This window comes from Spirosoma foliorum, assembly GCF_014117325.1.
Lineage (GTDB): Bacteria > Bacteroidota > Bacteroidia > Cytophagales > Spirosomataceae > Spirosoma > Spirosoma foliorum.
In genome coordinates this window covers 747,809-768,540 of sequence record NZ_CP059732.1, presented here as the reverse complement: position 1 = coordinate 768,540, position 20,732 = coordinate 747,809, and the positions used below count along the sequence as shown (strand labels likewise).

Here is a 20,732-nt window from a genome sequence, read left to right as displayed (position 1 = left end):
GTAAGCTATCTACAGCTATTATTTAGTGACTAGTACTACGCTCGTAACACAAAAGAGATTTGATTAGTAAGTAATTCTTCTCTTGAATAAGTGGAAGATAGCCTCTTAAATAGATCAGGAGTAAGATATTTTTCGCCTAAGCGATCATGTTTATGCTTTATCTCAAGAATCTCGAATTCTTTAGAAAACAATTCGATATAGTCTTGCAACCTTAATCTGTTTAAATACGTGTTAACTTTAAAGTTCGGATCTAGCAAATGTAACCAAGCTTTGGAATGGGGTGCCTTTTCTAGAATTATGTCATTAGGATAATAATCTGGGTCATGACCACCGGATATTCCAGTCCACACATTAGGTCTTACAACAAAAATGCCACCATTTTTCAGCCAGTTTTTTATGTTGCTTAACACCTTAGGGAGATCGGCTGAAGGTATATGTTCAAACACATCTTCTGAAAAAACAAATGTAAAGCTATCATCTTGAAAATGACGTCTTTCAGCCGCATTTCCTATTAACATTCTTGATTGATCAATAGTCAGCTTTTTATTTAAATAGCTTAATTCTTTTTTCAAATAATTAAGATCTCTGGTATCAAACAAAAAGCAGCGAACCAGGGACTTTATAAATCGTTCAAATCCATTGTATTTTAAAGCCTCTCCTAAACGTTTCAAATTGAGTCCGTATACAGGCCGGTCTAAATCGATCCCTTTAATATCAACACCTAAAGAGGCCATAGATAAGAGTCGCCAAGGGCGAGCACCGTAACCTATTTCGAGTACCTGATGCTCAACTAAACGTTGTTTTGTTGGGCAGTACTTTACTAATATGGATTCATATTCTCGAATATCTTCCCAAGGAATGAGATTGTAACTTTGCCCACCTTTAACTCGCATCAAAAACAGCTTATATAAATAAGAAACTTTCGACACAAAATCTATATCATGTATTGACGAAGCACTTTTCATAGTTTGCTTAGCTATTTATAGTCGACAAGAAACGCTCTGCTACAAGTGTCATCGAAAAGTAGTTTTTATAGGTTGTGTAGGCTTGATTGTGCATAAACTGTCGATCTATATTTGAAAGATTTAGCCATTTTTCTAAGGCTACTCTAATTTCTTCTATAGAGTTTTCAAATACAATTCCAGCATTATTCTCTTTAATTTTATCATGTATATTTACTTGATTAGAAATTAGTACTGCTTTTTTACAAGCCATTGCTTCTACAACCGCTATTCCAAAATTTTCCTGATAGCTAGGTAATATAAAAGCTTCACAACCATATATAGCGCCCCATTTTTTTTCTCCTGTAATCATATCAGAAAAAAAAAATATCATCTTTTACGTCGGGAAAGGCAGCAACTAATTTTTGAAGGCCTATTCCATAAACAGAATCTAAACCAGGTCCCACAATAACGAGTTTAGGGATTATGCGAGAAACCGAGTCCTGATCATTCCGCAAGCGCATATAAGCCTTTATCAATAAATCCACACCTTTCTTCTCATGAATACGGCCAAAAAAAAGTATATACTTATTATCAGATGTATTCATAACACTATCTCTAAAGGCAGCCAGCATATCTAAATTACACTGAGGAGGCTCCTGAATTCCATATCCAATAACAATTTCATTTTTAGGTCTGTAAGGATAAAATGGTTTTCGTGCTAAGAGTAATTCTGTTTCGCTAGTAAATAAGAGTGCATCTGCATCACGAATAATACGATGTTCAATTAACATCCAATAGATTGAGTTCCGAAGTGCTTTAAACCTTCTGTTAGATGATTTTTGAAACCAAGGATCTAACATGCCATGTGGCATAATAAAGAATTTAGGTATATGTTGATAGTTATTTGCTTTTAAATAGTTTATAGCCCTCCAAAGAGAATAACTAATATATATCCAAATGCCATTTAAGATAATCACGTCAAATCGGGGCAAATTTTCTATAAACCATGGTAGTAGTTTAGCACTGTACTGCCATGATCCCTGCGAAGGCCCTATTGCATTTATAAATACAGAATCATTATCATCGTCCAAATTCTTAGGATCATCTAAACATAAAATTTCTTCGTAAACATTTAATTTTTTTAGTTCAATTGACATATTACGTATTCCCTGGCCTGGACCTCCAGTTATAGTGCTCATACTACCAATAACATGTAATAAGTTCATCCTTATTTCAAAAGACTATCTTTTCGATCAAGATTCTTCAATAAATTATAAATATGCGGATACAATATTTCACCCATGAAACGTTGCCCTTTTGCACTAAGATGTATATCATCTAAATAGCATTCATTTTTTAGTGTATAATTTATATCACAAATAACTTCTCTATTGTTTTCCTTAAAGAATGAAATTATTTTTTTACCATCTTCATTATATTTATCAAGAGATATTTCTTCCCGAGAGGCATGCATATAGACAAGTAACGGAATATTTAAGCGCAAAGCTAAGTCATTTATTTGTTGAAACCCTTTATTGAATTTTCCAGTTTTAGATGCATTTAAATTACTTTTTGAATACAAAACGCAATTCTGAAACACCTTAAATTCTTTCAACATAAAACTAATAATTGCTAGCGTATAATTTTCGGATGGCATACTTGGATTCAAACCAACAATTGGCTCAAATGTCATATTATCATAGGCATCACCGCTGTTGTTAATAGACACTATAATATCAGCATTAAATGTACCATGACTCTTCAAATAAGAATACACATTATCTGGCCCCCAAGTGTATGATGAAACATTTAAAACTCGAACATTTTTGTTGAAGCTTTTCTTTAAAGTATCTTCTAGTATTGTCGAAGCTAAACTATCTTGATCAACTTGGTTTGTACCATTCAAAACAGAATCTCCAATCAGTAAAACAACCAAACTATCATATTTGCTAACTGGGTTACTTCTCATCGAATACTCATTTGTAATAAATTTATTTCTGTATATGAGTGTATTTTGATTAGGCTTATGAATATACTCATAATTTTTGTTTTCTTCGAATAAAGGAAATTGATGAAATCCATAATACCTTAAAACAATTTCTATCAACAGTAGAATCAAAATTATATAAGCTAATCTAATAAGATATTTATAGCTATACTTCTCAAAATCCATTGTAATAATATATAATACTTAAATATAAATTACAGAAACAATAACTTATTAATCAAAGAACTTACGTCTTAGATACTATATAAAACTACACACTTATCTATAAATATAGATTTATACTTAAACCAATTTTAAAATTTCTTCACAAACATTTTCATTCCCAAGTTTTAACTCTTTGACCCGTTGAATTCCTGCCAAACGAATTTCTTCTCTTTTAGTATCGTTATTTAACAGGAAATGACATAATCTAGCACACTCCTCAGCACTAGACCAAAAAACAGCTTCCACTCCTTCCTTATAAAGATAAGTATGCTCTGATGTTCTCTCTGCACATAGCAACCCAGCAGCATAAGGTATTTCTAAAGACCTGGTTGTATGTTGATCTCTATTACCAGAGGATAAAAAACCAATACAAACTTTTGCTCCTTGAATGGCAGCAGTATAATCTCTTCCTCCCAAAGAAGCTCCCTTATAGCTATGCTTTAACTTTTCCCAATAAGACGATTTTTGCCAACGATCTCCCCAAATACTTAATGGCACACCATTGTCCATAAGTTGAGCAAGAAACTTATCTCTACGCTCATATTTCATCCAAGTTCCAATAAAAGCTACTTCCGATTTAAACGACAAAGGTATTTCCTCTAGATTATCGAACGGAAGATGAGCTTTTTCATCATAGCTCCTGTAAACACGTATTACACGTTTAGCGCCAAGCTGCTGACACTCATATTGTGTTTCAGGACGTACAACTACTACAAGATCATAAGCTAAAAGTGATCTTAAGGCATTCTTAAATCGATTGCCATCGCGCTTTCCAGTTAAATCATCTATATTATATAATATGACAGGGCAATTCCATATTTTTAAAATTTTTAGACTGGTTGGTCCAAAAAGCTCACCACTGTCTACCCATATTACATCGGGTTTAGGAGATGTGTTAATTATATATAGTAGCCATTCATTTATTACTTTTTCTAAGAAAAAATACCCTGTAATGTAGTGAATTTTTGATTGAATTTTATTATTTAGTCGATTAGCTATTATCGTATATGGATCATATATAATAACATTATGACCTAGCCTCTTTAAAGCTGATGCTCTATGATAGGTTGTAGTATTAGTATAACTAATTCCGAAATAATATATATTTGCCATCGCTTGTACCTATAAAAAATAACTATACAATTGTCAATCAAGCAATTAATCTAAAAAAATCTACTTACAATAAAGGAAAATTTATATAGAATAAAATAGAGAAATATCATTTGTATCCAGATTCGAAGAATAAAAGTTGCTGTTGTAACAACGCTTTCAGAAGGCAAGAATTGAAAAATTGATGTAAGCGCTAATAAACCACAAAGACTAAAGTGGCCTTGCCAAATAAAATATTTTTTTTTAGGGTCAACTAAAATAGGCGTATGAATGAAAAACGCATCAAATAAAGCGTACACAGGAATAATTCCTATTCCTAGAAATAACAAATAAAACCAACCAAATGCGGCCATCCCCGTACCATCAAGATGTCCAGCCAAATTAGCACCTAACATATCAAAATCTGAAGTGGCTTTAGCATACAAAAAATCACCAAATGAATAACCAATTGATTTTCTCTTATTCTCAATTAAGCCTAATCCTTCTACAATAGGGGCAGGAAATATTAGCAATATTCTTGAAAGTGTAAACTCAAGAATATCGTCATTTGAGTCAATTACTTTATTTGCCTGAATAAGACTAAGATCATTGTATTTTATATTACAGAATCTAGCTAAAAATATATTGTTAATATAATTTTCATTCCATGTGCTTTGCTCTAGATTTTGATCTTCTTTACGTTTCGCAACAATTGCGTTCTTATCTTCAAAAATTTTCAGGGTGTTCTCAAACAATTCTAAACTTGAAATATCTGCCCTTTGAGCTCTTGTAATAACCATGGCGGTACCTAAATCTGCTAATGGGTTAGTAAAAATCCAACAAGCAAATACAATAGCAATTAGTCTGGTTATTTTCAAAGGGGGAGTTTTATAGTAACCAAGTAATAGTCCTAATGTATAACCAAATCCAATTGCAGTAAAGCCATACATAAATGCTCCTCTACTATTTCTGGAAACACTTATTACAAACAAAATAATTGTAAAAACTACAAGAAATATTGTTGTTCTATTTTTATATAATCTGGCATTTCCATACAATTTCCCAAGAGGTATAAAAAAAGGAGCATAGCTATATGGTATCATAGCTTCTATAAGCTTATTAAAAGCACTGCCAGTTACTTGCGTTGCAGCCTTTGTATAAATGTAGACATAAAATGTAGCAGCTATACCTATCACCCCAATTATCCATATTTGTTTATCACTAGGTGTTTTAAAAAAACTCCATTTCTTCAAAATAGTCCTTACATATACTTTAATTGCTAAGTAGTTTGATCGGTATATTTTATGGGCTACCACTAATATAAAAAAATCAAGAAACATATGCAAAAAAACCTGATACGGAAGCAATAAATTATGCACAACAGGTTTTCTTTCTAAAAAAGTAAAAATTAAAGGTAAATAGAACTGCGTAAATGTGAAACCAAATATTAAAAAAATAGATAAAGGAAATTTTATCAATAATTTTTTACGCAAAATGGTATTCGTAAATACATACCACGAGAAGCAGATAGTAATAATAGCTACAAGGTTAGAATCACTGTAAAAAAAAATACATTGTAGCAGTGAAAAAATCAATAATATTACCCAAGACCAATGTTTAAATTGACTCAAAAAATCTTGTTTATTACAAGAGATATAACCGAAATTATTCGTATCAGCACGTAACATATTTTATAGCCAACATATTGACAGAGAATAATTTTTGTAAAAATTTTAGTTAATTAATTGAGGCTATTAGTTTCGAAAATTCTTCACCATATCTATCCCAACCATTTATTTGTTTTACTCGCTGAGTAGCAGCTTCTGACATCTGGCTTTGCAACAAATGATTGTCAACTAATTGTTGAAGACATTCTTTTATAGAATTGGGTGATCTGATAGGAATTATGTAGCCTTCAACTCCATTCTTGAACAAATCTTCACTACCTGTATTCGTAGTTGCTATCACCGGGCATCCACAAGCCAAAGCCTCACCCTGTACCATAGCCATACCTTCTTCTATACTTGGTAGGACAAAAACGTGAGATGTACTATATAATAAGGCCAAATCTTTATTAGCCACTTTGTGGAGAAAAGTAATATTCGCAGTACTTTTTGAAGCCAAAAGCTTTTTTATTTCCGGGGTAACAGCGCCAACAACCAGCAATTCTTTCCGAGGGTGCTTAAGCATCTGAAATGCCTCGTATAGATACATAAAGCCTTTGCGAATACTTAATTCACCTACCCAAAATACTCGAAAACAATTTTTAGGAGGGTCAGCAATTTTGAAAAATCGATCAAAATTAGCTCCATAAATTATCTTTGAAATTTTCGCTTCCGAGACTCCCATCCTCATAAAAGATTTTTTCGCAAATTCGGAGGGAACCGTAATTTTGTCGGCAACTTCGTACTCTAATTCTTCTTTTTTAATTACTTGTGGATTAATTCCTTCAAAAGAAAATCCCCAACGAGCGTACTCTTCAATTAATAATTCATTTTGAAATCGTATATGTGATGATCCCCTGTCGCATATATAATAGCCCCCAAGCTGCTGGGTCTTGATCCCAGCATGTAAACCCATAGATGAGAGTGCAATTAAAACAGTTGATGAAGTGATTTCTGATGCTACATATTTATCAATTAATTCACAGGCGAGCCATTCTATTTTACGATTAATCCTTTTTGATCTTATTAAGCCAAAACGTTTATTAGCCATGTTGATAGAGTGTACCCAAGGATAACTCTTAATTCTGCTATGAGGAATGCCTACTTCATCTCTTAATTTGAACAAAGGATAACCTGTCCAAATAAATTCTAATAATCCACGTTTTTCCATCTGCCTCGCTAAATGGAAGTGATGAAATCTACCGATAGATATTTGGTTAACGTTCTTCATATACTGTTAAATCTTTCACATTTATAATTTTATAGAGCACGTATTTATCTGTAAAATAATTTATAACAAGTTAATAACTCAATTATCCCAAAAATCACCATTCTATCGATTATCAAATCGTCAATAACCTTGATACCTTATTAGCTCTTGCAGTTATAAAATCAGGCAATAATTTCCAATAATAGTAAAAATTCACTACTGATAACAATATAAACGCAAAAACAACAAACCACTTCATTAGCGGAACTTGTATTATTATTAACATCGATATTGCTGCAAATAAGGCAGAAAACAGTACACTTAATAATGCCTTATTAGGCCAAGACAAGCTATGAGTAGTAAGCCATTTTTTGGCTGCTATTCTGTAATATATAGCGGAAGAAATTTCGCCTAACAATAAGCTAATTGCGGCACCAATAATGCCTATTTTTGGAACTAATAGCCATATGCCAGTCAGGATAACAATAGCTATCATAGTTGCAATTATCACTTGAGTTTTTAGCAAGTTATTAGTTATTACAATGGCTGTAGCTGGTTGAGATATAGCATATATCAATACGCTTATTGAAAGAAATGAAAAAAGTAAAGGATCGAAATTTATTTGATGGCGCGTCCAGGTTACGAAAAAAGGTTCTATCAATGCCTGTAGCATAACCACTCCAGGAGCGAGTAGTCCTATAACTACAAGCCATATTGTACCAAAAGCGGCTTCTATCCGAGCTTGGTCACGCTGATGCAGGAACTTACTTAGCTCAGGCACAAGCGGATAAACAACTGTATTTAAACCTTGCAAAGCTACATTGGCCCCGGTTCGCATTGTAAAAAAGGCTACTAACGAAGCTGATCCTGTCAATGGAGCCAGAATAACACGTAAACTTTGTTGACGAAAGCTGTCTAGAAAATCTCTCCCAGCAATTGCGAATGATTTTTTAACGTTTTTGAAGCCTATTAGCCATGATATAGACTTGAAAGATATTTTTTCTTTTTTCAGCAAATTGATCATATCTACAAAAGCAAACAAAGCAAAGCCAATAGTAAAAATCAGTATTGCTATACCAATTGTTATCAGGCTTCCTCCTTGACTAACAACTATAGCGGGTATTAATAAATTATAAAAAGAGTAAAACACACCCCACCAAGCCATTCTAGGGTAATAATCTAATGCAGACAAAGCACGTATTAATATTCCTCCAACACTTACATATATAAATGATGAAATCATTAATAGGATTAACAACGTACCTGCCTGCTGCATCACAACCTTATCATTTAGTATAGTAAATCCTAAGCAGTAAGACAAAAATCCTGAATACACAATTAGTAAAGTTGCTGCTAGCTGTAGGGCTCCAATTATTACTCCATAGCAAACACCAGACAAAATACTAACCCCTAAATCATTTCGGGAATTATTAACGATCCTAAGAAACTCATAACCTAAAAACCCTATGTGACTTTTTTCAATTATCGTCAATATCGAAAAGAGTCCTTGTATAGCAATCCAAATACCGTACAGTTTTACATCCCAATATGTTAAATAAACAGGAACTATAAATAGTTGCGAAAGTAAATTTATCCCTATAGTAGCCCAAGATGCCAAACTACCAGAAACAACTCTCGATACTGTAGACATTTATCAGGCGGCAATAAATTTCTTTCAAAAAAATAATTCACACAAAAACTAAAGTCGACAAATGTGTCTTTTTATCTAAAAAATAGCTTCAGTTTTTACGTATTTTACTTGAGGCTAAATACAATTTATCAATAGGAATGGCGACTTTATTTCCGTTTGTATTTACCACATTTCCCTTAGTTAAACTATAAGAGAGATTACTAAATACGCCCAGCTTAGCGTGAGGGGAGATAAAATTGAAAATAGTATAATCTTTAGGGAATAGGTCACACATATTAGTATAATCTTTTCTTCCTTCGGCGCTCCATTCAAAAAATACAATAGGCCTATATAACTCAAGAGATTTCCTGAGTCCTCGAAGTGCGCTAGGCTCATAACCTTCTATATCCATTTTGACGTAGTCTAACTTCTCAAGATGAAGGTTACTTAAATAATCATCTCCTATTTGAATGGGCAGTTTTAAAGAATTTTTATTTATCTCAGCATTACCCATAAACGTACCCGTTCCCGTATTTGAGTCAGTCGGAGGAAAATAGGGCAGCTCATCTTCACGTTCACCTAATCCAACCTCATGGATAATAATATTATCTATCGAGTTAATTTCTATTTTTTGATAAAGCTTCTCAAGAACTAGTGGATATGGCTCGAATGAATGTACCTCTTTAGCTATTGTTGATGCAAATAAACTATGGTGGCCTATGTTGGCCCCTATATCTAAAATGATTGGATCCCTTACATCGCGCAATAAATCCTTCATTATACTCAGTTCTTCACCACAGTATGCGCCATAATAATAAACGCTCCAGTCCAGAAAAGTCGAAAAATCACCAGCGTATATTTTTCCGTAAAAAGGAACATTAAATACTTCAGGACGACTTTCATCTGGATTATGAAATGCTCTAATAATTCGATCTCGCACGCCAAAACGAAGCCAATGCTGATGACCCAATAAACGCAATAACGATCGCATTATCATGACTTTTTTTGAGTTAAAATTATATTTTCTGCATGGCTTCGCCCGCTCAGTCCCATTAAGAACCTAAAAAAGTATACTCATTCACTAACTCAATTTTTGAAAATAACTCGTGTTAAACCGCAACTAATGTTTTCGCCATGTCGACACTAATCACTAACTGCAATGAGTCTAATGTAAGAGAGACAACTGTACCTTGTTGCCTAATAACTCTGCCCGACAGATCAGAGAATGACCCTGACTTAATTGTTAGTCGATCACCAGGTTGCATCCGATTTAAGGATAAGCAATTATGATCAACCTCATTTAATAATCGCTTAATAATGTCAATTTCTTCATCGCGCACAATTGCAGGCTTGTTTAGCCAAAACAGGTAATGCGATACGCCTGGTACAACAAACACGTTTTTACGTTCGTGTTCTTTCAATTTCACAAAACAATACGACCGAAATAAGGGCTCCTCAACTATTTTTATCCTATCAGACCACTTACGCCGTATTTTCTTTAATGGGCAATAAACCTCCATTTTGAGGCCTCGTAGCCGTTCAGCTACCATCTTTTCAGCGCGTGACTTTGTATATAATACGAACCAAGGCATGTGGAGACATATTTTACAAATTTGATTGCAAATCCATTAAACATAGCCATGAATCTCACAGTAGCATATATGCAGATTTCTTACTCTTTTTATAAGAGTAGGATGCTAACGGACAGTAAACAATACGGTAGGAGTAAGTGCCACTCGTATGAGTGAGTGTACGATATATTGGAAATTAACAGGCTTATTGTTTATCCGGCAAGCAGATTATTTACAAGTCCTTGGTCCACAACTTGGAGGGTAAAGGTATTGATCATAGTCGGTATGGATAGGTGTTTCATTGTTGAGTTTATTTCAAATTTGGTAACAAAAATTTTACATTATTCAAAAAACTGATTCATAATCAAATCTAATTGTTAATATTTAAAAGTCAACAATAAAATTCATTAAACAATAATTTTTATTACTTAACAAAGGCAAATGTTCTTTTGGCTGCAAGCAATCCACTATTATGGTTGAATATGGGAAAATAATTAACAGTTATTATATCAATTATGCAATATATATTTAGTTTAAAAAATTATCTTTTAGTAATTTTATATTAACTAATTCAAAGTTATGGGCACCAAATTTGAATACAATTAAATTGATTATTCGGCAAAAATATATTTTTTATACCATCTATAAGTTATATAATCCTATTATTTTCCTATAATGATAACTATCTCAATTAATTATATATACCATATACAAAAATTAGAAAACTAAATGTTACCTATATTAAATAATTGAAACATTTCATTTCGTCATTAATAGGTATCATGGTTGCTGCCTTACTATCTGCACAGTAATGTAAGCGAGCATTAACGAAATTTTAAGTGTGGCTAAGTAGATTTTCAACTGATTTACTGTGGAAATTGGCTCAAGACAGAATAAGTGATCACATTAAGCTATTAGACTAATGAAAATACTGATTATCAGGTTCTCCTCAATAGGCGACATAGTTCTGACCACACCTGTTGCGAGGTGTCTGAAGCTACAGATACCCAATGCTGAAATACACTTTTGTACAAAAAGAATGTACCAATCGCTTATAGAGACCAATCCCTATATTGACTATTGCCACTGCCTGGATGATAGTTTACCAAATTTAATCAGGCGATTGTATAGAGAACAGTATGATTGTGTCATTGACCTACATAATAACCTGAGAACCAAACTCATAAAGTTAACTTTACGAACTTATTCGTATACCATCAATAAACGGAATATTCGTAAATGGCTCTATATTCGGTTAAAGCTGAATAGTATGCCTGATGAGCATATCGTAGATCGGTATATGGCTACCCTGAAGCCACTTAAGATCAATAATGATGGACTAGGTCTGGACTATTTTATTCCAGATAGTGCAAGAGTTACGAAAGATCAGCTTCCATTTACACACCAACAAGCGTATATAGCCTACGCTATTGGTGGGCAGCACGCCACGAAGCGATTACCTTTGGCTCGCATTATTGAGCTATGCCGACAGCTCAATCAGCCAATCATTTTATTGGGTAGCCCAGAAGATCGGGAAGTGGGCGAAGCCGTTCAGCAAGAACTGGGGGATCAGCTGATTTTTAATGCTTGTGGGTTATACAGCTTAAATCAATCCGCTTCTTTACTCCAGCAGGCAAGGATAGTTTTCAGCCATGATACCGGTTTAATGCATATAGCAGCCGCCTTGAAAAAGCCAATATACTCTATTTGGGGCAATACGACTCCCCAATTGGGTATGTATCCTTATAAAACACCGCATATTATTGTCGAAAATAAAAATTTGGGATGCCGTCCCTGCTCTAAAATCGGCTATCAGTCTTGCCCTCGGCAACACTTTCGATGCATGAGCGATCTCCCCTTTAATTTTGTCCTTCCTTCGATAAACACACAACCAACGAATGTTCATTACCAGTAACGCTTGAATTGATCGTATGCCAGCCCTTTCGTTGAAAAAGCTCCCTTCTACCTCTTCGGTCTATTTCCCATTGGGCTGGTCGTCCTTATTGGTAGTTGGCCTGTTGGCTGTTCTCCTGTCCCATCTGGGCTATATTCCGCTCGATATGGGTGATGAATCACGTCGGGCACTGGTTTCTCTGGAAATGATTCTTTCTGGCGATTATGTTACGCCGACGATTAACGGCGAGCGCTATTTTAATAAACCCCCGCTATACAACTGGCTAATTATTGGCTCTTATAAACTATTTGGCAATTATTCGTCGTTTGCATTGCGCTTTCCGATGATTATTTCGCTGCTATTATTTGGCTTAACTATAGCTGGTTTTATTCGTCGGTATACCACACCAGCCATAGCCTTTGCTACAGCTCTAATGACCCTCACTACAGGACGTGTGCTGCTCTATGATTCGATGCTGGGGCTGATTGAGATTACATTTTCATGGGTGCTTTATTCAAGCATGATGCTCGTTTACCATTTCGATCAAAAACGCAGCTACTGGTTATTGTATCTAACAACTTATGCACTTACCGCCATTGGATTTCTGCTAAAAGGATTGCCACCAGTTGCTTTTCAGGCGTTCACCTTACTAGGTTGGTTTATTTATACCCGGAATCTGTCGAAACTAATTCATCCAGCCCATTTCGTCGGTATTGGCCTTTTTCTGCTCATCATTGGCAGTTATTATAGTGCCTATCTCTCCCGCAACTCGATTCCTTTTAGCGACATCGCCTGGGTATTATTCAATGAAAGCGCTAAACGAACGGGTTTGAAGTTTGGCTTGACCGAAACCCTCCTTCATTTTCTCACCTTTCCGGCCGAAGTGATTTATCATTTCCTCCCGTATTTATTATTAATCGTGCTGCTTTTCCGGCGAAATCTAATCGCTATCCTAAAAAGCAATTCGTTTGTTGCCTTTAACGCATTAACGTTCAGTACAACCGTTATGATCTATTGGTCATCTCCCCAGGTTTATGGCCGTTACCTAATTGGTTTGATTCCGCTTCTCTTAACGGTGCTGGCTTATCTGTACTATGAGCACTCCAGCCCAAAAGACCGACCACGCTGGTATGTAGAACAAAGTTGGTTTATCGCGACGTTCGTAGTGGCAGTAGGGTCCTGGACAGCTGTATTTTACTCGGCTACGCGTATTTTACCCGGCGTAATCTGGAAAACAGCCATTGTTTCTGGTTTACTGTCGGTACTAGCCTGGCAACTTCGCCGTCCGTCGGCCAATCGGCTTGGACTTATGCTGGCCGTCATGATTGTTGTCCGATTAGGCTTTAACTGGCTGGTTTTACCGGGGCGGGTTGCCAAGCGGCAATTTTATCAGGACACATCCGAACAGGCAGCTCAGTTAACCATAGGCCATCCCTTGTATGGGTACGGAACTACAGTTGGTGCCGATAGTCCTACAGATGCTAACTCATTTCATATTGCGGCCTTCCGAGGAGACATTCTCCGAAAAACAACGAAGAAAATCCCTGGAGCCTATTTCATTGCAGATTCGACGAATCTACTTGGCCAGCGTTATCAAGTTATCGGTAAACTTACATTATTCGACAGGCACCCGGCCTATGTGGTTCAGTTTATCAAGTAAGTTGATTTCATGACTGACACTTAATCATTTATACTAGGTCAGTTCGTCAAAAATCGCCAATCTCGATCCGTGAAGGACTAACTTCCTGTTCATAGACTTTCCGGACGGCATACGGTTTTTTCTGCTGCGATTCGTAATAAGTGCGCATCTGAAGCTCAGCTACAAAGCCTAAACCAATAAATTGAAATCCTGCCAGAATACAGCCAATCCCGATTAACAATACGGAATTATTAACCGCCCCAAAGCCAGATAAACGCTCGATTAGCCAATAGCCATCAAGCCCCGTTCCTATCGCTAAACTTAGCAAACCCCAACTCCCAAATAGATGCATGGGTTTTTGCAGGTACTTTTTTAGAAACACCATGAGCAGCAGATCACTCATTACTTTCAACGTACGATTCAGGCCATACTTTGATTGCCCTAGTTGGCGAGGATGATGCAGAACAGGCATCTGTGTCATACGAGCGCCTTCCAGATAAGCCAGGACCGGAATAAACCGATGAAGTTCTCCATAAAGCCGTAATCGCTTGGCTAAATCAGCCCTAAACACTTTAAGACTACAGCCATAGTCGACCCAACGCATCCCCATTACTCTTGAAATAAAAAAGCCAGCCAGGCGGCTCGGCAACTTTCGGAACAGAAAATTATCCTGCCGATGGGTTCGAATACCTGCAACTAAATCATAATCGCCTTGCTCGGCCAGATTGAGAAGGTGGTGTATATCGGCCGGGTCATTTTGTAAGTCGCCATCCAAGGTTACAATGAATGCCCCACGAGCGGCCTCGATACCCGCCAGAAGAGCAAGGCTTTGCCCATAATTTTTCTGCAAATCCAAAATCCGGAGTCGCTTGTTATCAACTGCCCGGAGTTCATTCAACGTTTGATCTGTTGAGCCATCGTTCACATAGATTAACTCATACTCTAATGCCCCTAAAGCGTGCTGAATTTGCTCGATTAAGCGTGCGCTATTCCCCTCTTCATTGAAGACACAAACGATCACCGATAAGTAAGGGGCCTTTCTCATACACATTGAACTGTGCGCGCCAATTTTCGGAAGGTGAGCAATTTAAGTAATAAGCAACACATCGTAGTAACTTACTACGAGTCATTAGCTATCAATATCCACATTTTTTAACAACAACAAGCCTAGCTAAGCAATATAGAAACACTATCACTAGCTATTCTCCACTCAAGCAGCACAATCCAATGACTCGCTGTTTGATTTTCGTAACTTCCTGTTTGGATTTCGTTGTGTAGCCACTTTCACTTACGGTAGAACTGGGTATTGGCTTAGTGGCCTATAGCCCGCTCGGAAAGGGCTTTTTGACCGGTAAAATTGACGAGAATACGCAATTTGCCGAAGGTGATATTCGGAACATTCTGCCCAGATATACCGAAGAAGCTCGTGCGGCCAATAAAGCACTTCTGGATTTGTTGAATCAGTTTCCTGAACGTCGACAGGCTACTCCTGCTCAAATTGCCTTAGCCTGGGTGCTGGCCCAAAAGCCCTGGATCGTCCCTATTCCTGGCACTACAAAATTGCATCGCCTGACCGAAAATAACGGAGCCGCTACTATTGAGTTAACAGCCGATGAGCTTCGGGAGATTGAGAATGCCTCCGCTCATATTCACGTAGTAGGCACTCGATATACCGAACAGATGGAAAAATCGACCGGCCTGTAAACAAGTCGTTTGCTTACCCTTACCTACTTAATGGATATGTAGTGCCAGTTAATCCAGTATGCCGGATTAACTGGCACTACCTTTTGGGTTTTCTACCTCAACGCTTCTCTATTCGCTAAGGCTGCTTAACATCCGTCAATAGACTCATATTCAGTAACGGCTGTTCCTCCAGCAGCTTTATATCGGCTGAATTAAACAGACGAGTCATTGTGCTTATATCTTTGGAGCGGTGCATATCGCTCCCGATAAAATCGACCCAGGCATTTTGGAGTAAATACCGAGCCTGTTTTTCAACCTGCGACCCGTAACGTCCACACAATGACATCCAATTCAGTTGAAACAGGCAGCCCGCTTCCCGGAGGTGACCTAAAGTAGGTTTATCCTTATCTGCATGATAATACTTGTAGCGCTCCGGGTGGGCAAGTACAGGCGTATAGCCGTGGGTCTGAATCCGAAATATCATATCATCCAACCCAAACGGAGGGGCCGACCAGCCGGTCTCAATGAGAAGATATCGTTTTTCGCCAAAGGCAAGAAGATCACCTTTGTTCAGCGACTCCATGAAAAAATCATCCAGCAAATACTCCGCTGCCACCTCAATTGTCAGTGGAAGCTCGTGTTCGATAATGAGGTCTTGTACGGCGGTTAAACTCTCTTGAATTGTACTCGTTCCGTTGGGGTACCAATCGCGGCTCACGTGTGGGGTAGTAACAACCTTATGAATACCCCAATCGGCCAACTGCTTGAGGCAGATCAACGTCTCCTCAAGACTATTTACCCCATCATCTAAATCGGGTAATAAATGCGAATGGATATCCACCTGCCAAAAACAAGTATCCTGTTTAGCAGGGGCAGCCTTGCGGAATGGAATAAACCGTTGCCAAAAGCTTTCTGTGAGCATCAGTCGCAAAGATACAAAGTCGATAGGGAATTTCGACAGTGTCTAAAGTAGAGACAAAATTCTAGCTTGTCCTAATGTAGTGTATATTACTTACGTTAAATTTAGTTCGGCCGATTACCTGATCTTAACATATATCAGTATATAGGTCGATTTTCTTAAAACACTTTTTCCGTTTTACTTGTAGTCAGTACATATGCCTCTCTTCGTTATCGTCCGTCACGGACAATCACAGTGGAATTTAGAAAACCGATTTACGGGTAATACTGATACACCCCTTACTGATCTTGGTCGGCAGGAAGCCCGTGAAGCCGGAGATCTCCTCAAAGCCAATCAACCTCCAAACTTTAGTATTGGCTTTACGTCGGTATTACAACGGGCTATCGAAACGATGTCGATAATTCTGACTGAAATTGGCCAGGCAGACCTACCCATTGAACGCAGTGAAGCCCTTAATGAACGCATGTATGGCGATCTGCAGGGTATGAACAAGCTCGAAGCCGAAACGCAATTTGGTGCCGAGCAGGTATTCCGTTGGCGACGTGGCTACGAAGATCAACCCCCACATGGTGAACGATTGGCAGACACACATGCCCGAGTAGTCGCATACTTTAAAACAACTATTTTACCCCACCTACAGGCTGGACAAGCCGTATTGGTGGTCGCTCACGGAAATAGTCTGCGGGCCCTGATGATGGAATTAGAACACATCAGCCCTGCCGACATTGAGAAAGTGGAACTGGCTACGGGCATTCCTCGCCAGTACGACTACGACTTAACTACCGGCGAATTTCGACTATTGCCCAGATAACTAGCAGTTCCCTTGATTCATTACTTTATCGCAATGACTTCGATTTCAATCAGGACGTCGTTGCGCACGGTTTGCCCAACATTTTTCATGTCAACGATTTTTGGTGGAATAGTAAGGTAAGTACTTTGTACCGATTTTAATTGTTGCGAATCGAGATTACTCACCAGCGAGGTTTCCGTTTCCCCTTTGACGAAATACTTTATCTGGGTAATATCCTTCAGGGTCATTCCAACTGTAGCCAGTGAAGTTTTTATATTTTCGAATAACTGCTGAGTCTGTGCGCCTAAATTACCCGATCCTGCCAAATTCCCATTGGCATTAAATGGACGCTCTCCGCATATGTACACCGTCTGCCCCGGAATCGCATTATCTACTTTATACAGATAGCCACTGGGCGCTTTGGCCGTATCTGTTGATTGAGCTAAGCTGTACGAAGCCATCGAAATGCAGACTAGAAAATTAAGAAAGTAGCTCATTGTCTTATTAAGTGAAGTTGTTTGATAACCGCTTATCGTGCTATTCATTTAGGCAGGCTATCCGGATTAATCGTTCGCAGATAGGCACTCGCCTGGTCATCCTCGCCATTCGTATAGCCATTACCCGGCGTCGAGTCGGGATCGGCCTGATCGACACTAAAAATTTGAGCCCTATTGGTGAAAGTGCCCATACTTGTTGCCTGAAGAACAAACGTTAGACTAGCTGATTGTCCGGCAGGTATTTGGCTAATCGTTCCTTGCACAGTCGATCCATTGACCGTCATCCCCGACGATGAACTCACAAACTGCAAACCCGATGGTAACAAATTGTTCAATACAACATTTTTGGCCGTCAAGCCACCCAGATTATTTACGATGAGCGTAACGCTAACGGGCTGCCCAATCTTTATCGCCATACTGCTAATCTGCATCTGTAAACTTAAGTCGGCCTTAGCAGGATCGGGCGTTGGCTGATTCGATTGAACAGTCGGTAACGTTATCTGATTAGGGTTAGGCGAAACATATACACTCGACGAGCTTGCCAACGTTCGAACATCAGTCTGCGCTTCGTCTTTCTCCCCATTGGCCGTCCCATTATTCAGCGTTACACCCGCTATTGGGTTAACTGAAGCCGTTAATTCAGCAGCCGTCATGTAAGTTCCCGGCGCTGTTAACCGCACAACGTACCGCCGATTCGTTGTTAAACCCGCTGTCATACTGCCAATTGTACCACTCACTACACCGTTGAACGCGCTCAAATTATCGACCGACGAAACGAATGTAACATTAGGTGGCAGGCGGCTCTGCATCGACACCGCACCAACATCACAAGTACCTTTATTTTGTACAGAAAGCCAGAAACTGACAGTATCATTTATCGAAATTGTTCGTCGGGCTGTTCTGAATGCCAAACTCAGTTCTGCCGAAGCCAAGCTGATCGTTTGTGAAACCGCATTGGACAAACATCCATAAACTGCGTGCTGCGCCTGGACACTATAAACGCCAGGGTTAGTAACAACAACGGACGACGAGGTAGCGCCCGTACTCCAGCGATTGAGCCCCGTATACGATGACATTAATTTCAACCCAGTTGTACGGCATATCGCCAAGGTGCCGTTATCAGTCGTTACGGTTGGAGCCGCTGGCTGAACCGTTATTGGAACAACCACTGCTGGCGGAAAGTAAACCTTGTTCTGTCCATTCAGGAGTCGGGCCGTGTAGATGCCAGAGCCAACCGTCAGACTACTGCTGGTACTGCCTGTACTCCACGTGTATTGATAACCAGTTGGTTGTGTGAGCGTCAGCTGGTTGGAGCCTGCACAAGCCAAACTCGCTACCGGCTGAGCCTCTGCCGGATAGGGCGAAATCATGGCCAGGTACGAGTCGGAGATCGCATTAGCCCAGGAATCACCCGCTTTGTTTTGGCCAGAGGGCGAAAAATGAAGCCCATCGGGACGATCGGCTAGTGTGTTTATATTATCCAGATCAGGCCCCTGAAATGCTAAATAACCGGCCGTATTAATAACCCGAAACTGCGCAGCCCGTACATTGTCGAAGCGAGCCCCCACAAATGATGACAAAGCGATAATACAGGCCAGATTCGGCTTACTAAACTCGGATCTTACTTTATCAATAACCTTGTAATAATACTTTGCCGTTGAGTCGGTCGGGTTATCGCGATCATTCTCGCCGTGCTGAACCAACACAGCTCGTATCCCTGTAGTAGGCACATACAGATTCATCAGGTTACGCAGATTGGCATAAGGCATACGCAGGTCGTAGCGTACAAATGAATGCTGAAAGGGTATATTATAGGCGGCAAAGTAGTTTTGCTGCATAGTTGTTCCCCCAAATCCCGCATTGTAAAACATGACTGGGACATTAATTCGCTGGACGAGTACATCTCCCATATGCCCCCACAACCAGGGTATACTGGCAAAAGGCGAAAAACCGCTTGTGAGCAACAACTGACTGAATGCCAGCCCCGGTAGGTAACGCGTATCAGCAGTATTGAGATATTGCTGAAAATCACTGCCATTATCATCAATGGCAACAACAGTAACCCGATCGTCATTTGCTCCATTAATAGACGGACACTGGTTCGCTCCATTAACCGTACAGCTAGATCCCTGAGCATTAGAGTGCCCCATGATGGCAAACACCTCTCCTACCCCAAATCGATCTAATGAATCAGTGGTGACAATGGCGCCACCACTTCGGCCCCGGACCAGCAGTTTATACCAGCCCCCTTTAACGGATAGCGTACCCCTAAACTGGCCATTCGTTGGGTTGGTTTGCAACGTAGTCCAGTCGGTAGTGGTACCCTGTCCGTCAACACGCGCTACAACGCGAACTTCAACAGCATCTAAGGCCTGACTATAGCTTCCAACAATTTGTACGTTTGCCTGATTTCCGTTGTCTCGCTGAAGAACCAGTCGACTGACAGGAAATGTAATTTTGATTTGAGCTTTTGCTTCGCAAAAACCAGCTAGAACAGCTACAAGTGTTATCCACACGACCACACCCACCCTCCCGTTCATCTTGTACACTTTTATCATTTAAAAAACTGTAAGTCAGGATATATATATTATTATAATCACATGATCAGCTTATTATTTCATAAGCAAACGAATTCACTCAGTCTGCTCAGTGATAGGTGTGGGGTAGTTCTAACTAGTTTCCGGTGCGTTGCCAAAACTATCAACAAACTACCGTTTACACAATATTTATTTTACATATTTTTAAATAAATAAACTTACTTAATACGAAAACACCTTTTTATTTCACTTAAATAACATCAATATAAACACATATTTTACTGTAAAATTTTGCCTCAACAGACAGTTGCTATGGAAATTCCCTTAGCGTAACGTCAGATCTAGACGCCACAATTCTGCTTCTATTTCATTCAATCAGTTTGTTTCAGCGATGGTATTCCGGCTAAATTTGCCGTCTAAATCTCTCCCAATAAGCACTGTCATCCTCTTCTC

18 protein-coding genes are annotated in these 20,732 nt (G+C 38.6%); 4 read left to right on the top strand and 14 right to left on the bottom strand.

Going from position 1 to position 20,732, the window contains the following annotated elements; all coding sequences use genetic code 11:
• Positions 1-35 precede the first annotated feature (35 nt).
• The 10 genes from H3H32_RS03200 to H3H32_RS03160 form a co-directional block, all read right to left on the bottom strand.
• Positions 36-965, bottom strand: coding sequence for a methyltransferase domain-containing protein (locus tag H3H32_RS03200; protein ID WP_182461234.1), 930 nt, complete (start codon positions 963-965; stop codon positions 36-38).
• A gap of 7 nt (positions 966-972) precedes the next feature.
• Positions 973-1,314, bottom strand: coding sequence for a glycosyltransferase (locus H3H32_RS37295; RefSeq protein WP_240543641.1), 342 nt, complete (start codon positions 1,312-1,314; stop codon positions 973-975).
• Position 1,315: 1 nt separating this feature from the next.
• Positions 1,316-2,143, bottom strand: coding sequence for a glycosyltransferase family protein (locus tag H3H32_RS03195; RefSeq protein ID WP_240543640.1), 828 nt, complete (start codon positions 2,141-2,143; stop codon positions 1,316-1,318).
• 29 nt (positions 2,144-2,172) lie between these two features.
• Complete coding sequence (locus tag H3H32_RS03190; RefSeq protein ID WP_182461233.1) at positions 2,173-3,117, bottom strand: hypothetical protein; 945 nt, start codon at positions 3,115-3,117, stop codon at positions 2,173-2,175.
• Positions 3,118-3,234: 117 nt separating this feature from the next.
• Positions 3,235-4,269 carry a CgeB family protein gene (locus tag H3H32_RS03185; protein ID WP_182461232.1) on the bottom strand — a complete coding sequence of 345 codons (1,035 nt, stop codon included), beginning with the start codon at positions 4,267-4,269 and terminating at the stop codon, positions 3,235-3,237.
• Positions 4,270-4,319: 50 nt separating this feature from the next.
• Positions 4,320-5,738 carry a hypothetical protein gene (locus H3H32_RS03180; protein WP_182461231.1) on the bottom strand — a complete coding sequence of 473 codons (1,419 nt, stop codon included), beginning with the start codon at positions 5,736-5,738 and terminating at the stop codon, positions 4,320-4,322.
• Between the two features lie 244 nt (positions 5,739-5,982).
• Positions 5,983-7,080, bottom strand: coding sequence for a glycosyltransferase family 4 protein (locus H3H32_RS03175; protein ID WP_220472595.1), 1,098 nt, complete (start codon positions 7,078-7,080; stop codon positions 5,983-5,985).
• 172 nt (positions 7,081-7,252) lie between these two features.
• Positions 7,253-8,770: a lipopolysaccharide biosynthesis protein gene (locus H3H32_RS38395; RefSeq protein ID WP_182461229.1), complete on the bottom strand. Its 1,518-nt coding sequence runs from the start codon at positions 8,768-8,770 to the stop codon at positions 7,253-7,255.
• Positions 8,771-8,858: 88 nt separating this feature from the next.
• The gene (locus H3H32_RS03165) at positions 8,859-9,740 is read right to left on the bottom strand and encodes an FkbM family methyltransferase (protein WP_182461228.1); all 882 of its coding nucleotides are present in this window, start codon (positions 9,738-9,740) and stop codon (positions 8,859-8,861) included.
• Between the two features lie 118 nt (positions 9,741-9,858).
• Complete coding sequence (locus H3H32_RS03160; RefSeq protein ID WP_182461227.1) at positions 9,859-10,341, bottom strand: UpxY family transcription antiterminator; 483 nt, start codon at positions 10,339-10,341, stop codon at positions 9,859-9,861.
• A 901-nt stretch (positions 10,342-11,242) separates the two neighbouring features.
• On the opposite strand from H3H32_RS03160, the gene H3H32_RS03155 reads away from it, so the two are divergent.
• Positions 11,243-12,235: a glycosyltransferase family 9 protein gene (locus tag H3H32_RS03155; protein WP_182461226.1), complete on the top strand. Its 993-nt coding sequence runs from the start codon at positions 11,243-11,245 to the stop codon at positions 12,233-12,235.
• 16 nt (positions 12,236-12,251) lie between these two features.
• Positions 12,252-13,874, top strand: coding sequence for an ArnT family glycosyltransferase (locus H3H32_RS03150; protein ID WP_182461225.1), 1,623 nt, complete (start codon positions 12,252-12,254; stop codon positions 13,872-13,874).
• Between the two features lie 46 nt (positions 13,875-13,920).
• On the opposite strand, the gene H3H32_RS03145 is transcribed toward H3H32_RS03150, so the two are convergent.
• Positions 13,921-14,898: a glycosyltransferase family 2 protein gene (locus tag H3H32_RS03145; RefSeq protein WP_182461224.1), complete on the bottom strand. Its 978-nt coding sequence runs from the start codon at positions 14,896-14,898 to the stop codon at positions 13,921-13,923.
• A 254-nt stretch (positions 14,899-15,152) separates the two neighbouring features.
• Here H3H32_RS03145 and H3H32_RS03140 point away from each other — a divergent pair, with 254 nt between their 5' ends.
• A complete protein-coding gene (locus tag H3H32_RS03140; protein WP_374191867.1) occupies positions 15,153-15,557 on the top strand; it encodes an aldo/keto reductase in 405 nt (134 codons plus the stop codon).
• Between the two features lie 115 nt (positions 15,558-15,672).
• On the opposite strand, the gene H3H32_RS03135 is transcribed toward H3H32_RS03140, so the two are convergent.
• The gene (locus H3H32_RS03135; protein ID WP_182461223.1) at positions 15,673-16,458 is read right to left on the bottom strand and encodes a tyrosine-protein phosphatase; all 786 of its coding nucleotides are present in this window, start codon (positions 16,456-16,458) and stop codon (positions 15,673-15,675) included.
• 193 nt (positions 16,459-16,651) lie between these two features.
• Here H3H32_RS03135 and H3H32_RS03130 point away from each other — a divergent pair, with 193 nt between their 5' ends.
• Positions 16,652-17,266 carry a 2,3-bisphosphoglycerate-dependent phosphoglycerate mutase gene (locus H3H32_RS03130; RefSeq protein ID WP_182461222.1) on the top strand — a complete coding sequence of 205 codons (615 nt, stop codon included), beginning with the start codon at positions 16,652-16,654 and terminating at the stop codon, positions 17,264-17,266.
• Positions 17,267-17,286: 20 nt separating this feature from the next.
• Here H3H32_RS03130 and H3H32_RS03125 read toward each other — a convergent pair whose 3' ends face one another.
• Positions 17,287-17,742, bottom strand: a complete 456-nt coding sequence (locus H3H32_RS03125) for a RidA family protein (RefSeq protein WP_182461221.1) — start codon at positions 17,740-17,742, stop codon at positions 17,287-17,289.
• Between the two features lie 44 nt (positions 17,743-17,786).
• Positions 17,787-20,300, bottom strand: a complete 2,514-nt coding sequence (locus H3H32_RS03120; RefSeq protein ID WP_240543639.1) for a hypothetical protein — start codon at positions 20,298-20,300, stop codon at positions 17,787-17,789.
• Positions 20,301-20,732: the final 432 nt, after the last annotated feature.